Source organism: Psychroserpens luteolus (assembly GCF_021032705.1).
Taxonomy (GTDB): Bacteria; Bacteroidota; Bacteroidia; order Flavobacteriales; family Flavobacteriaceae; genus Psychroserpens; species Psychroserpens luteolus.
This window is the reverse complement of the sequence record NZ_JAHVXI010000003.1, coordinates 162,523-177,438: the sequence shown is the minus strand read 5'-3', so window position 1 is coordinate 177,438 and position 14,916 is coordinate 162,523. Positions and strand designations below refer to the sequence as shown.

The following is a 14,916-nucleotide window of genomic DNA, read 5'->3' as shown; positions in this document are numbered from 1 at the left end:
AAATATATGTATTTTTGAGTTCTAAATGTTTATACTTGGATAGATTACCAAATTTAGATCCCTTACGTTTTATCTTGGCTTCGTTGGTGATGATTTTTCATATTCCGCATCTAAGCAGAAATCAAGGACTTCCATATTTTTCAGATGCTCCCATATTTAATAGAGGGACTGAAGCTGTTTATGTATTCTTTGTTTTGAGTGGGTTTTTGATTATTAGATTGATTTACCGTTATAAGCAACGTGATGCGTTTTCTATTAAGAAGTTTTACATCCGACGCATGTTGAGAATATTCCCTTTGTATTACCTTATTGTTATTTTCGGTTTTTTATTTTATTGGCTCATTTTGCCTGCTTTGAATATGCCGTTTGAAAATAATTATAACCTGAGAGAAGGAATTCTATTGACTACATTTTTCTTACCTAATGTTTTCGGAAAACTATATGAGCCAGGTGGTATTCTAGAAGTGTTATGGTCTATTGGTATTGAAGAACAATTTTACCTTATGATTGCTCCTTTACTTTTCTTTATACGAAAAACCAAAATATTACTTGTATTATCTGTACTTACTATTGTCTATTTTATTGTATTTCATTTAGATGCTTTTCAATTCTTGTATACCTATAGATTTGTGTATTTCTTTTTATTTTCTGGAGGTGTAATCGCTATTTTGGAGGAGCAAAAGCAATTGGAGTTTTTAAAATACTCAATACTAATCCCGATTGTGATAGTAATTGCGATGCTTCTGTATTTTACAACAAATGTGTTTCAATTTGAAGCACGTTGGTTGACTCATCTTGTCACGATGGTTGTATTTTGCCTGTTTGTACACACCTTAGCACATAATAACTTTGGAATAACGATTAAAAATAAGTTGTGGAATCATTTAGGACATATGTCTTATGGCATTTATATGTTTCATGTCATCGCAATGAATATCGTTGTTTTTGTTATGCTGAAAGCTCGAGCTTATGAAATTTTTAATGATACTATAACAATACTTCTAATTAATATATTGACTTTTGTATTGACGATACTTTTTGCACATTTGTCGTATACATATTTTGAAACCTATTTTTTAAAACTGAAAACAAAGTTTAGATAATGACACTTATAAAATCAATCTCAGGAATACGAGGTACTATTGGCGGACAAGTTGGTGATAACCTCACACCAATTGATGCCGTAAAATTTGCTTCGGCTTATGGCACTTGGATCAAACAACAACGTCTTAAAGAAAACTATCGTGTTGTCGTTGGTAGAGATGCACGAATTTCTGGTGAAATGATTCAAAATCTAGTCATGAACACTTTGGTTGGTCTTGGTATTCATGTGATTGATCTTGGTTTATCGACAACACCAACTGTTGAAGTTGCCGTGCCAATGGAGCATGCCGATGGTGGAATTATTCTAACAGCAAGTCACAATCCAAAGCAATGGAATGCATTAAAGCTTTTAGATGCTAAAGGTGAATTTTTAAATGGAGAAGAAGGTGCAAAGATTCTGAAACTTGCCGAAGGAACCGATATGTCTTTTGCAGATGTTGATAGTTTAGGAGAGATTAGTGTAAATGATGCGTATATCGATATGCACATTGATGAAGTCTTAGCTATGGACCTGGTAAATAAAGAGGCTATAGAAAAAGCCAATTTCAAAGTAGTTGTAGATGGTGTGAATTCTACAGGAGGTATAGCTATTCCGTTGTTATTAGAGCGACTTGGAGTACATCCTATAAAGTTGTATTGTGAACCTAATGGTCATTTTCCGCATAACCCAGAACCTTTAAAAGAGCATTTAACAGATCTTTCTGAAGAAGTAGTGAAGGAAGGAGCTGATTTTGGTATTGTGGTGGATCCAGATGTTGATCGTTTAGCCTTTATGGATGAAAACGGAGAGATGTTTGGAGAAGAATATACATTGGTAGCTTGTGCAGATTATGTATTGAGCAAAACACCGGGAAATACTGTGAGTAACATGAGTTCTACAAGAGCTCTTCGTGATATAACCGAAAAGCATGGTGGTACCTATGAAGCCAGCGCAGTAGGTGAAGTTAATGTTGTTAATTTGATGAAGAAAAACAACGCTGTTATTGGTGGAGAAGGTAATGGAGGGATTATTTATCCAGAATTACACTACGGAAGAGACGCGCTTGTTGGTGTTGCACTATTCTTGAGCTTATTAGCCGAAGGAAATAGCTCTGTAAGTGAGTTACGAGCTTCTTATCCTAACTATTTTATGAGTAAGAAGAAGATTCAGTTAACACCTGATTTGGACGTAGACGGGTTATTGAAAACTATGGAAAACAAGTATGCTAATGAAAATCTAACCACTATTGATGGTGTGAAAATAGATTTTGCTAACTCTTGGGTACATTTGAGAAAAAGTAATACAGAACCAATTATTAGAATTTATACTGAAGCACCTACGCAGAAGGAAGCTGATGATTTAGCAGATCGTATTATATCTGAAATCAAGGTAATCGCAAATATTTAGTATCTTCGCAAAAAAGCTTTTTTCAAATGATTTCTACGGAAACTACAGCGTCTAAACCATCTGAACTTGAATTGTATTTCAATCAATTCAGACAACATATTATAGGTGTCAATCAGGAGTTTGAATCTCCTTTTGGAACACAAAAAATCATTTATACCGATTGGACTGCTTCTGGACGCTTGTATAGACCCATTGAAGAAAAGTTGTGTAACGAGTTTGGACCTTTTGTGGCAAATACGCATACCGAAACTACGGTTTCTGGAACAGCAATGACCAAAGCATATCATGAAGCCAAACATATTATTAAAAAGCACGTGAATTGCACAGATGATGATGTGCTCATCGTATCTGGAAATGGGATGACAGGTGTTGTCAATAAATTTCAAAGAATCTTGGGTTTAAAAGTCCCTGAGAACCTTAGAAAGTATACTACTGTTCCTGATGAGATTAGACCTGTAGTTTTTGTGACGCACATGGAGCATCATTCTAATCAAACCTCTTGGTTAGAAACTATTGCTAAGGTAGAAGTGATTCCACCTGATGCTGATGGTTTATTCAGTTTAGAGAATTTAGAAGTCTTACTAGATAAATATAAAGACTGTACATTAAAGATAGCTTCGGTAATTGGAGGTTCTAATGTGACTGGGATACAAACACCATATCATGATATTGCAGAATTAATGCATAAGCATGGCGGCGTGTGTTTTGTGGATTTTGCCTGTTCGGCACCTTATGTCGATATTGACATGCATCCAGAAAATGAACTTCAGAATTTGGATGCTATTTTCTTTTCACCACATAAATTTTTAGGTGGACCAGGGACTTCAGGTGTTTTAATTTTTAATAAGAAGTTATATAAAAACATGATTCCTGATTGTCCAGGAGGAGGAACCGTAAGTTGGACAAATCCTTGGGGAGAGCATAAGTATATAGATAACATAGAAGATAGGGAAGATGGTGGTACACCAGGATTTCTGCAAACTATAAAAACAGCCTTAGCAATAAAACTTAAGGAGCAAATGGGTGTTGCCAACATTCTAGAGCGTGAACATGAGTTGGTGAGTAAAGTATTTAGTGAGTTATCTTCTCAAGATAATTTGCATATTCTCGCAGGCCAACATCAAGATCGTTTGGGTGTGATTTCATTTTATATTGATGATTTGCATTATAACTTAGGTGTAAAACTACTAAATGACCGTTTCGGAATTCAAACGCGAGGCGGTTGTAGTTGTGCTGGGACCTATGGACACTTCTTGTTGCATGTAGATCAGCAAACTAGTAACGAATTGACTAATGAAATATCTATCGGAGATCTTGTGCGTAAACCGGGTTGGATTCGAATGTCCATACATCCAACGACAACTAATGAAGAAATGGCCTATGTTTGTGAGAGTATTAAATCATTAGCAAAACATCATAAAGATTGGTCAAAAGCTTATGAATATCAAGGCAAAACCAATGAGTTTATACATCAATCTTTGGCATCTCAAAAATCTTCTGATGATGAGGTGATTGACTCATGGTTTAAATTGTAAAAAACCATTTCTATAGACACTACAATATATTTCTTTCATAATAGTTTTTGAGTTCCTTACATTAAGAACATACTGTATTTAGTGTAATTGAAGCTTTTTTTTAACTATACCTAAAAGCAAAGTTGTTGTAGGAAAACATTACATCACCTATACATTACCACAACATTATTCTTTTTCACACTACATCGTTGTAGTTGTGCTTATTTTGTATTAATTAAAAAGCACTGAAAATCCTTGATTTTTAAGTATTTCGCAATATTATACATGTTTTTTTGAATTGTATGATTATTGTATAGGTTTTTTTTATTGAATTGCCAAATTCCCGCTGTAAGTTTACGTCATAACAATCAATTATATGACAACAAAACTCTTTTCACTAGTATTCTTACTATTTACAGCATTGACATTTAGTCAAAATGTTACAGTAAAAGGTACAGTTGTAGATCAAGCAACTGGACAACCTCTGCCAGGAGTTAATATTCTGGTCAAGAACACTGCCAAAGGTGCGTCAACAGATTTTGACGGTAATTTCACTATTTCTGATGTGTCTATCAACTCCACTCTAGTATTCACCTATTTAGGATATAAGGATCAGGAGTTCGTAGTTACAGACAGCAACCCAATAACCATACAACTTTTAGAAGACACAGAGTCTTTAGATGAAGTTGTGGTTATAGGTTATGGTACCCAGAAGAAAAAGGAAATAACTGGAGCTGTAGCTGTGGTGTCAAGTGAAACCATCGAAAACTTGAAACCAACACGTATTGAACAAGCACTGCAAGGTCAAGTGGCTGGTGTTAACATTACATCACAATCGGGTTCTCCTGGAGCCGCAGCAACTATTAGTATACGTGGTGTATCCACAAATGGAGATAACAGACCATTAATACTAGTTGATGGTAATGTAATTGAAGACTTGAGTGTTATCAATCCAAATGATATTGAGACGCTCAATGTATTAAAAGATGCTACTGCTGGAATTTATGGCGTAAGAGCTGCAAACGGTGTTATATTAATTACAACCAAGACAGGTAGAAAGAATAGACCTCTTAGTATTGAAATTAATACTTATGCTGGTTTTCAACAAACAACACGCGAGATTCCTTCTTTAAATGCTACCGAATACGCATTGTTAGTAAATGAAGCTTTTGCAGCAAATGGCGAAGATCTTGTTTTTCCCGATGTTTCAAACTTGGGGCAAGGCACAGACTGGCAAGACGAGGTATTTCAAAACGCAGCACAATATAATGTTAACGCAACATTATCTGGAGGAGGAGAAAAGTCATCGTATGCATATGCAGCATCATTTTTGTCTCAAGATGGTATTGTAGGAGGTAGTAAGTCAAACTTTTCAAGATATACACAACGTTTAAATTATGGTTTAGATTTTCTTGAAAATTTTAAATTGAACTCAGGGTTAATTTTTACACATACGAGCAGAAAAGCGCTTGCTGAAAATGGATTAGGTTCAGTATTATTTAACGCATTAAATATGGCACCTACCTTTTCAGTAAGAGATGAAAATGGGGCTTATACTATAGCCGAAGGCTTAGGCAATGAGGTTATCAATCCATTAGCGCAAATCGATAATACCTTCAATAGGTCTTTTGTGGATAAAATTGCAGGAAATATAAGCTTGTCTTATAATTTCTTAGAAAATTTTACTGCTCAAGCTAATTATCAGTTTAATTATTCAGAGGTCGAAAGCAATGTTTTCAATCCTATTGCTTTTTTCGGAAGTGGTAAAGTATTCAACAGAGATAGAAATGAAGTTGTGATCAATAACAATATTTTTAGAGACTATACTTTTGACGCCTTTTTAAAATATGAAAACAAATTTAATGATGTTCACAATTTAAGTCTGCTGGTTGGTACATCAGTATTTAAAACAGAAGGTTTCTTTAGTGGATTTGTTGGGTTTGATATTCCAGGCAACACTGTTGAGAACGCAACTCTCGATCAAGCTTCTGATATACAAAATATTTTCCCTAACGGAAATGCACAGTTTGATGCGAGACTACTCTCGTATTTTACTAGACTACAATATGACTATAAAGGAAAATATCTTCTTTCAGCTGTATTACGACGTGATGGTTCTACCAAGTTTGGACCAGAAAACAAATTTGGTTTCTTCCCATCAGCATCTGTAGGATGGATTATTTCAGATGAGGACTTTTTAAGTGATAGTAATACTATAAGCTTTCTAAAGTTAAGAGGTTCTTATGGTGTTCTAGGAAATGATAGAATACCAGATTTCAGATTTGTATCACTCTTAAATGGAGAAGGTACTTATGTGATAGACGATGAACTTGTATTTGGTACTGCTATTGGAGCTGTATCGAATCCAGAAATACGCTGGGAAAAACAAAAAACATTAGATATAGGAATTGATGCCAAATTATTTAATAACCAATTAGATATTACAGCAGATTATTATAAGAAAAGAACAGAGGACTTATTAATTGTTCCTCAAGTTTCGGGAATTTTAGGTGTTACTGCTCCTGGAGCTACGCCGCCAGTCGTTAATGCTGGTATTGTAGAAAATCAAGGTTTTGAATTTTCAGTAGGTTACAGTAAGGTTGTTAATGACGATTTTAACTATAGTATTAGATATAATATAGCCACTCTAGACAATACAGTTGTAGAAGTAAGCGCAGATGGAGATTTTCTATCTGGAGGTGCATTTGGTGTTGGTCAAGACCCACCAGCTAGAATGGAAGAAGGTTTTCCTATCGGGTATTTCAGAGGTTTTGTAACAGATGGGATATTTCAAAATCAAGGAGAGGTTGATGCTTATCCAACATTAAATGATGCTGTACAAGCAGGTGATTTACGATTTGTAGATATCAATAATGATGGCGTTATCGATGACAATGACAAAACGAACATTGGAGATCCATTACCTGATGCCACAATGGGATTGAATTTTAATTTCGAATATAAGAATTTCGATTTTCAAGCCTATGCATTTGCTTCAGTAGGAAATGATATTGTAAGAAATTATGAGAGAAACCAACCATTAACCAATCGTAGTGTTTATTATTTAGATCGATGGACTGGTGAAGGTACAAGTAACAGCTTTCCAAGAGTGACTTCAGGAGCAAACTCAAACGGTTTGTTTTCAGATTTCTTTGTTGAAGATGGAGACTTCATAAGATTGCAAAATGTACAGTTAGGGTATTCATTATCAGATGAGTTTTTAGAGGACTCAAAAATAACAAAATTGCGATTTTATATATCTGCTTCTAACTTACTTACACTTACAGAATATAGAGGCTATGATCCAACAGCTTCAACTGGAGAGGCTATAGGTGGTGGAATCGATTACGGTTTCTACCCAACTCCGAAAACATTTTTATTAGGTATGAACTTAAAATTTTAATTAAAGATGAAACTAACAAGAATAACATATATAGGTTTAGCACTACTCATTTTTACATCATGTAGTGACGATTTTGTCGATGTCGATTCGCAAGATCAAAATTCTGAAGACTTCTTTAATACTGAAGAAGATTACCAAAACGCATTAATTGGTGCATATGACCTATTGCAATCAACATACTTAAACGTTATGTTGGGAGAAATTGCGTCTGATAACACCTTAGCTGGAGGAGAAAGCGCAATTGATGTTCCAGGAATCCAAGAGGTTGATGACATGATTCATACGCCTATTAATCAGCAATTGAGAGACATTTGGGGATGGATGTACAGTGGTGTTAATCGCGCAAACTATATCATGGAATTTCAAGATAAAACTGATTTCGAAGGAAAAGCAGGTGTTTTGGCTCAAACACGATTCTTAAGAGCATATTATTATTTTGAATTGGTAAAATGGTTTGGAGACGTACCATTTGCTGTTGACAGAAGAATACTTTTTGGCGATCAGTTTTCTATTCCACGAACACCAAAGACAGAAATCTATGCACAAATGGAAGAAGATCTCATTTTTGCTGCTGATAATTTACCTTATGTTCAGGCAGAAACTGGTCGTGTTACTAAAGGAGCAGCCCAAGCTTTATTAGGAAAAGTGTATTTATACCAAGATAAGTTCTCAGAAGCAGCAAATGTTCTGGAAGACTTAATAAATAATGGTCCGCACGATCTCCTCACAGATTACAGTACTATGTTTGAAAATGATAATGAGAATAACATCGAATCTGTTTTTGAAGTACAGTATTCAGATCAAGAAGGTGCAGGTTTTGGATGTCTTCAATGTAGTGAAGGTAATGTAGCCGTTGGATTTAATGGTATAAGAAGTTATACAGGTCCAGTTTTTGAATCGGGATTTAGCTTTAATGTACCGACTCAAGAAGTTGTTGATGAGTTTGAACCAGGCGACAACCGATTTGAAACAGCAATTTTAGATATTGATACTTGGGCCAATGATACTGGCGCTACATTTTCAACCGGGTTTGAGCACACAGGGTATTATAATAGAAAGTATATAGCGCGTCAAGGTGATGCTAATACTGGGGATGCCAACTTAACAAATCCTAATAATTATAGATCTATTCGTTTTGCAGATGTCTTATTGATGGCTGCCGAGGCACTTAACAGAGGTGGAATAGATGATATGAGAGCACAGCAATATTTAAATAGAGTTAGAGAACGTGCTTTTGGAAATTCTGATAATAACGTGACTGCAACTGGAACAACATTAACTTCAGCAATATATCATGAAAGACGTGTAGAGCTTGTTGGAGAAGGACATCACTTTTTTGACTTAGTTAGAACTGGTAGAGCTGCAAGTGAGATAAATGGTTTTCAAGCTGGTAAGCATGAACTGTTTCCAATACCTTCTATTGAAATTCAATTAGCTGGAAATCAATGGGAACAAAATCCTGGATATTAAAAAAACAACTATAAAAAGACATATGATGAAGATTTTAAAATACGTACTGAGTATAGCATTACTTACTGCTATTATCTATGGCTGTACAGATGATGACAATGATACTAACTTTGTTAACAACCTGCCTGCACCATCAAATATTTCATTATTATCAGTGGTGACACCAGATAATTCGGGTTTAGTCACACTAACACCATCAGGTGAAGGTGCGGTAAAATTTGATTTAGAGTTTGGTGACAATTCGGGTTCTTCAGGAGAATTAAATCCTGGTGAAAGTGTACAACATACTTATGAGGAAGGTTCTTATGATGTAGTTGTCACGGCAACTGGTCTTAACGGAAAAGTGACTACAGTGACGCAAACAATAATCGTCGCATTTTTAGCTCCGCAAAATTTAATGGTTACCATTGAAAATGATACGGCAGTCTCAAGGCAAGTTAACGTAACTGCATCGGCTGAGTTTGCTATGAATTATGAAGTGAATTTTGGAGATCCTAACAATACTACTATGATGGCGAATATCGATGAGGGCGTTTCTTTTACGTACGATGAAGCCGGAACCTATACCATTACGGTAACAGCATTTAGCGCGGCAATTGAAACGACAACATATACTGAAGATTTCTTGGTAACAGAAATTTTACAGCCTTTGGCTGGTGCTCCTGTGCCGCCTAGTAGAGCAGATGAAGATGTGATTTCAATGTTTAGTAACACTTATACGCTTGATGTTAATGTGAGTTCTTGGCGATCAGATTGGAGTACAAGTACACTAACAGACTTGCAGATTGATGGTAACGACACTAAGTTTTATGCTGATGCTGATTTTGTTGGTGTAGAGTTTTATGGTGCTGATGCTGTTGATGCTACCGAAATGGAATTTTTTCACTTAGACTTCTGGTCAGTGAATGCAACGACATTTAGAATAAAACTAGTAGATCTTGGAGGTACAGCTACTGAAGCTGAAATCGTTTTTGATGATTTACCACAAAATGAATGGGTGTCCTTAGAGATTCCAATGAGTGATTTTACCGATGCAGGAATGACTTCTATCAGTTCTATACAACAGCTTATTTTTTCTGGTGTACCTGTAGGGACATTTGATTTCTTTATTGATAATGTTTATTTCTATAAATCACCATCTATGGCTCCGACAATTACTGGAACATGGAAAATGGCTCCTGAAGCCGGATCTCTAGGAGTAGGACCAAGTGTTGGAGATACACAGTGGTTCTCTTGTGATGATGTTTGTGTTACTGATAGAGCATGTTATTTTGATGACACGTATTTCTTCGGAATAGATGGATCATTTGTAAATGATTTAGGAGCTGAGTCATGGATCGAAGGATGGCAAGGAGGTAGTGATGGTTGTGGTACACCAGTTGCACCACATGATGGTTCTAATCCTGCCACATATACCTATGATGCAGGTGCTGGAACAATTACCTTAAATGGAACTGGAGCTTATATTGGCTTAGCTAAGGCAAATAATCAAGGTGAATTACCAAATGTTGCTGTTCCAAGTTCGATAACTTATAATGTGACTTTAGTTGATAATAATAATATGGATGTATATATCGAATCTGGATCTGGCGTATTTTGGCAGTACAGATTGGTTAAAGAATCTGAAGCGCCAAACCCATTAGCAGGAACATGGCAAATGGCTCCTGAAGCTGGATCGCTAGGAGTTGGACCAAGCGTTGGAGATACGCAGTGGTTCTCTTGTGATGCTGTTTGTGTTGCAGATAGAGCATGTTATTTTGATGATACTTATGTCTTTGGTGCAGACGGATCGTTTACCAATAATTTGGGATCTGAAAGCTGGATCGAAGGATGGCAAGGTGGATCTGATGGTTGTGGTACTCCAGTAGCTCCACATGACGGATCAAATCCAGCAACATATACGTATAATTCAAGCTCGGGAGAGTTAACTTTAAATGGAGTAGGCGCTTATATTGGCTTACCAAAAGCTAACAATCAAGGTGAATTACCAAATGTTGCTGTTCCAAGTTCAATTACTTATAATGTGACATTAGTAGACAGTAATACTATAGAAGTCTATGTCGAATCTGGTTCTGGTGTATTTTGGCAATATAAACTCGTAAAACTCTAAGCGTAAAAAGATCATGATGACAATAAAAAAAATATTCAATAGCGGCTTATCACTTTTAGTGATGATGACATTATTTACATGTCAAGACGAAGATCAGGAATTTGGTGAGATTACTACGCCAACTAATTTAGTACTTAACTTCGAAGTTATAGGACAGGATTTAATGAATCCTAATGGCGATGGCTCCGGATTTGTCACGTTTAGTGCAAGTGCAGATAATGCCATTACCTACAGATACGATTTTGGAGATAATACCAATGTTGAGGTCACGCCATCTGGTGAAATAACGCACAGATTTAACCTCACAGGACTTAACACCTATAACGTTACTGTAATTGCTTCTGGAACTGGAGGAGTCACGACAAGTACATCAGTTGCTGTTGATGTGTTTAGCGCATTTGATGATCAAGAAGCCAAAGACTTTTTGTCTGGAGGTGCAGGATCGTCTAAAATATGGTATTTAGCGGCTTCTCAACCTGGTCATTTAGGTGTAGGTGGTACGCCAGAAATTTCGGCAGATGCCTTTTGGTTTCCAAGTTTTTTCTCAGCGACACCATTTGAGAAGTGTAATGACGAGATTAGCGATTGTCTATGTGATGATGAATTAACCTTTTCATTAGATGTCGATAACCAATTAACATTTCAGTTAAATAATAACGGACAAACATTTTTTAATGCAGGTCATCAATCTGTAATTGGAGAAGATGCTGGAGAAGATGCTTGTTTTGATTTTGATACGTCAGGAGTTAGTAATGTGTCTTTAGCACCAACTTCTGTAGATTGGTCAGCTGTTCCAGATCCGGACTTTAATCCGAGAGGAACAGTCATGAATTTTACTAACGATGCATTTATGGGCTATTTTGTAAGCTCATCATCCTATGAGATTCTTTCAATAACAGAAAACACCTTATATGTACGAACAATAGATGGTTTAAACCCAGTATTAGCCTGGTATCATAGATATTCAACAGATCCGCCAGACTTAGATTAATTATTATAGTCTTCAGGATTCTTGTCTTTATGTTTCCAACGTTTATGTGTCCATAAGTAGTATTGTGGCGCTTCATAAATTTGTTGTTCGACAAGCTTTAAAAATTGATCCGTGATTTCATAATCTTTATAATCATTTGGATAGTCTGCTAACGTCTCAAATGTGGTTTCATAATATCCGCGTTTGAGGCGTTTTACGCTAAAGAATACAACAGACATATCCAGACGTTTTGCTAACATTTCGGCACCTGTGTGCACGGGCACTCTTATATTCATAAACTCGGTCCAATGAAATGCTTTTTGAGGTTTAGGTGTCTGGTCTGATACAAATCCGTTAATCGTAGAAACCCCTCTATTTTTTAGCCTAATTAATTCAGGAATGGTCTCTTTAGTCGTAATTAAATGGCTATTATATTTTGCTCTAATACGTTTAACTAATCGGTCAAAGTACTTATTTTGTATCCGCTTATAAATTGCATTTCCTCTAGATTTTACATAAGTTTGAAGAATAAATATCCACTCCCAGCTTCCGTAATGTGCGCACATGAGTACAATGCTTCTATCTTTAGCTTCTATACCTTGAATCAATTCGACATTGGTAAATGTGAATCGCTTCTTCATTTCAGCTTCTGAAATCGATAATGATTTGATAGCCTCAACTATCATATCACATAAGTGATGGTAGAATTGTTTTGTAATTAAATTGATCTCTTTAGATTCCTTTTCTGGAAAAACCAGTCTTAAATTATCCTGGACGGTTTTTTTTCTATAGCCAAAAATGCGATATATAAATAGGTATAATACATCTGAAAATGCGTATAGCAATCTAAACGGAAGAATAGATATTAACCATAAAAATGGATAAACTAAGATGTAGATAATAAATTGCATTTTTATATGTTAGATTTGCAGTGGCAAATATATGTAATTAAAGTCTATGGGTAGTTTAGGTGGTTTAAGTTTATTTACAATTATCATTATTGCAGCAAATGTAATAATATCATATAAAGGGTTTGAAGACTATGGTTTCTTCGAACGCTATAAATTTAACGTAGGAGGTGTCAGACGTGGTGAACAGTTTAGAATGTTTAGCTCTGGGTTTTTGCATGCAGATACGACGCATTTATTATTTAATATGATGACACTTTTCTTTTTTGCTAATGCTGTTATTGGCGATTTAGGAGAGCTCGGATTTTTAGTCGTATATGTAGGAAGCTTGGCTTTGGGTAGTTTATTGTCTCTTTACTTTCATAAAAATGAGTACCATTACAGCGCAGTAGGCGCAAGTGGTGCAGTAATGGGAATTCTATATGCGTCTATTTTGTTAGAGCCTCAACGTGGTATTTATATGTTCTTTATTCCATTTGAAATTCCTGGTTATATCTTCGGAATCATGTATCTCTTATATTCAATTTACGGCATGAAAAATCGTGTTGGTAATATTGGTCATGATGCTCATTTTGGAGGTGCCATTGGAGGTTATGTTATTACGCTTATTTTGCAGCCTTCGTTGTTTGAAACTGATCTGCTAATGGTTGGGTTACTGGCTGTACCTATTATTATCTTGTTTGTAATGCATAAATTAGGGAAGATATAAATAAAAAAAGCCTTCAGTCTTTTAAGAGAGAAGGCTTAAATTTTATTGGTGACAGCTATTAGTTAAGCAACTCAGCAATTTTTGCTTCAAGAGCAGGTCCCCTCAAATTTTTCGCTACAATCGTTCCATTTTCATCTAAAATAAATGTCGCAGGAATTGATCTAATATTATAGGCTCTAGCCACAGGGTCATTAAAATAGTTTAAACTTGAGACATGGTTCCAAGTCAGTTTATCTTGTTCGATAGCTTGTAACCAAGCCGCTTTTGGATCTTGTTGTCTTGTTGTACCATCTAGAGATACACCAATAATTTCTAACCCTTTAGAGTGATACTTATTATATACTTTAACAACATTAGGGTTTTCACGTCGGCATGGCCCACACCACGCAGCCCAAAAATCGATAATAGTCACTTTTCCCATAACATCTTTTAATGCCAACGGACTTCCATCAGGCTTAGTCGATGTGAAATCAGGTGCTGGTTTTCCAATTTCTGTGGCACTTAATAGTGCTCTTTGTTGTTGTAACCCAGTTATTTTTGCTTCAATGTTCTTACCAAGTTTAGTGCTTTTAATTGATGCATCCAAACCATCAAAAAGTGACGAAATATTGTCAAGGTCTGGTTGGTTCGTTTTAAATAAATTATCAATTACAACCAATGAGTATAAGCTGCTTTTGTTTTCTTTAGCATAAGCTATAGGCAAGGCTCTCATATCTCTTGTGAGTTGCGTGAACTCTTGAGCTAGCTGACTTTTTACATTCTTATCACTAGTCGCACGAATTTGTTCGTTTAGTTTAGTGGCTTTTGCATTGAGTTCTTCGACTTGTGCATTTAATGACATAAGGTCATCGTTTGCTTTTGTGCCTTTAATCTTTGATTTAGATAAATTAGTATTATCAACATCAATAGTTATGGCTTTGTTTTCAACAATTAGTGGAAGGTCTCCTTTAACACTATTGATATTCAAGTTCCACATTTGAGGTGTCTCAACTTTACCTTCAAATACAAAACGTTCATTCATGACGATAGCAGTATCTACATTAATTTTTCGACCACGTTGATCGGTGGTTTGTAGGTGTGCTCTAATGCCATTATAAACGCCAGGAGCTTCTCCAGTAATTAAATAGGTGTCTCTAACAACTTCTTCAGAACTGCCTTCAGTCTTACAGTTGAACAATAAAACACTTAAGCAAAAAATTGTAACTATCTTTTTCATCATGTAATAATTTTAGTAGTACAAATATAATAAGTTCAATAAAAGAAAATTAATCACATTTATTAATAAAAACTTAAAGAACTCTTCAAATTTATTTTATAAAGCTAAAATTGCAATACTTTTGT

The 14,916-nt window shown here is 35.5% G+C and carries 10 protein-coding genes; 8 read left to right on the top strand and 2 right to left on the bottom strand.

All coding sequences use genetic code 11. The features are described from left to right. Nucleotides 1-35 precede the first annotated feature (35 nt). From KWG70_RS09635 to KWG70_RS09605, 7 genes are all read left to right on the top strand, one after another. Nucleotides 36-1,103, top strand: coding sequence for an acyltransferase family protein (locus KWG70_RS09635; RefSeq protein WP_230935807.1), 1,068 nt, complete (start codon nucleotides 36-38; stop codon nucleotides 1,101-1,103). Next, nucleotides 1,103-2,491: a phosphoglucosamine mutase gene (gene glmM / locus KWG70_RS09630; RefSeq protein ID WP_230935806.1), complete on the top strand. Its 1,389-nt coding sequence runs from the start codon at nucleotides 1,103-1,105 to the stop codon at nucleotides 2,489-2,491. Before KWG70_RS09635 ends, glmM begins: the two co-directional genes overlap by 1 nt. A 26-nt stretch (nucleotides 2,492-2,517) precedes the next feature. Beyond that, complete coding sequence (locus KWG70_RS09625; protein ID WP_230935805.1) at nucleotides 2,518-4,026, top strand: aminotransferase class V-fold PLP-dependent enzyme; 1,509 nt, start codon at nucleotides 2,518-2,520, stop codon at nucleotides 4,024-4,026. 355 nt (nucleotides 4,027-4,381) lie between these two features. Beyond that, nucleotides 4,382-7,408: a SusC/RagA family TonB-linked outer membrane protein gene (locus KWG70_RS09620; protein WP_230935804.1), complete on the top strand. Its 3,027-nt coding sequence runs from the start codon at nucleotides 4,382-4,384 to the stop codon at nucleotides 7,406-7,408. 6 nt (nucleotides 7,409-7,414) lie between these two features. After that, nucleotides 7,415-8,878, top strand: coding sequence for a RagB/SusD family nutrient uptake outer membrane protein (locus KWG70_RS09615; protein ID WP_230935803.1), 1,464 nt, complete (start codon nucleotides 7,415-7,417; stop codon nucleotides 8,876-8,878). 25 nt (nucleotides 8,879-8,903) lie between these two features. Continuing rightward, nucleotides 8,904-10,988, top strand: coding sequence for a hypothetical protein (locus tag KWG70_RS09610; protein WP_230935802.1), 2,085 nt, complete (start codon nucleotides 8,904-8,906; stop codon nucleotides 10,986-10,988). Nucleotides 10,989-11,001: 13 nt separating this feature from the next. Continuing rightward, entirely contained in the window at nucleotides 11,002-11,979 is a 978-nt protein-coding gene (locus tag KWG70_RS09605) for a PKD domain-containing protein (RefSeq protein ID WP_230935801.1), read from the top strand. Here KWG70_RS09605 and KWG70_RS09600 read toward each other — a convergent pair. Then, entirely contained in the window at nucleotides 11,976-12,869 is an 894-nt protein-coding gene (locus KWG70_RS09600; protein WP_230935800.1) for a lysophospholipid acyltransferase family protein, read from the bottom strand. The genes KWG70_RS09605 and KWG70_RS09600 overlap by 4 nt on opposite strands. 46 nt (nucleotides 12,870-12,915) lie before the next feature. Between KWG70_RS09600 and KWG70_RS09595 the strand changes: the two genes are divergently transcribed. Then, nucleotides 12,916-13,575, top strand: coding sequence for a rhomboid family intramembrane serine protease (locus KWG70_RS09595; RefSeq protein ID WP_230935799.1), 660 nt, complete (start codon nucleotides 12,916-12,918; stop codon nucleotides 13,573-13,575). Nucleotides 13,576-13,633: 58 nt separating this feature from the next. On the opposite strand, the gene KWG70_RS09590 is transcribed toward KWG70_RS09595, so the two are convergent. Then, nucleotides 13,634-14,791 (bottom strand): TlpA disulfide reductase family protein, encoded by a 1,158-nt coding sequence (locus tag KWG70_RS09590; protein WP_230935798.1) that lies wholly within the window; start codon nucleotides 14,789-14,791, stop codon nucleotides 13,634-13,636. Nucleotides 14,792-14,916 lie beyond the last annotated feature (125 nt).

Coding starts and splice junctions, on each gene's coding strand:
- glmM (WP_230935806.1), top strand. CDS start 1,103: ATGACACTTATAAAATCAATCTCAGGAATACGAGGTACTATTGGCGGA.
- KWG70_RS09625 (WP_230935805.1), top strand. CDS start 2,518: ATGATTTCTACGGAAACTACAGCGTCTAAACCATCTGAACTTGAATTG.
- KWG70_RS09620 (WP_230935804.1), top strand. CDS start 4,382: ATGACAACAAAACTCTTTTCACTAGTATTCTTACTATTTACAGCATTG.
- KWG70_RS09615 (WP_230935803.1), top strand. CDS start 7,415: ATGAAACTAACAAGAATAACATATATAGGTTTAGCACTACTCATTTTT.
- KWG70_RS09610 (WP_230935802.1), top strand. CDS start 8,904: ATGAAGATTTTAAAATACGTACTGAGTATAGCATTACTTACTGCTATT.
- KWG70_RS09605 (WP_230935801.1), top strand. CDS start 11,002: ATGATGACAATAAAAAAAATATTCAATAGCGGCTTATCACTTTTAGTG.
- KWG70_RS09600 (WP_230935800.1), bottom strand. CDS start 12,869: ATGCAATTTATTATCTACATCTTAGTTTATCCATTTTTATGGTTAATA.
- KWG70_RS09595 (WP_230935799.1), top strand. CDS start 12,916: ATGGGTAGTTTAGGTGGTTTAAGTTTATTTACAATTATCATTATTGCA.
- KWG70_RS09590 (WP_230935798.1), bottom strand. CDS start 14,791: ATGAAAAAGATAGTTACAATTTTTTGCTTAAGTGTTTTATTGTTCAAC.